The following is a 308-nucleotide window of genomic DNA, read 5'->3' as shown; positions in this document are numbered from 1 at the left end:
GCGGCGTCAGCCGGCATCAACGTCTGCCTGCGCAAGGTCGAGCCGACCAGAATCTTCGAGCTGATCAGGCAGCATGGCGTCACCCACATGTGCGGCGCGCCGATCGTCTACAACACGCTGATCAACGCGCCCGATGCGCCCAAAGGCAATGCCGCCCGCCGCGTCGTCGGCCTGATCGCAGGCGCAGCGCCCCCGGTCGCGGTGCTCGAAGGCGCCGAAAGCATCGGCATCAAGCTGACGCATGTCTACGGCCTGACCGAGGTCTATGGCCCCGCTTCGGTCTGTGCCGAGCAGCCCGGCTGGGACGA

Annotated in this window: 1 protein-coding gene; it reads left to right on the top strand. The window is 67.5% G+C overall.

Annotated elements, in window-relative coordinates; translation table 11 throughout:
- Positions 1-308 (top strand): AMP-binding protein (locus tag MOV75_RS42145; RefSeq protein ID WP_246933145.1); only part of this gene is annotated, 308 nt, incomplete at both ends.

This window comes from Bradyrhizobium sp. PRIMUS42, assembly GCF_023006515.1.
Lineage (GTDB): Bacteria > Pseudomonadota > Alphaproteobacteria > Rhizobiales > Xanthobacteraceae > Bradyrhizobium.
This window is presented reverse-complemented; position numbering and strand designations above follow the sequence as displayed.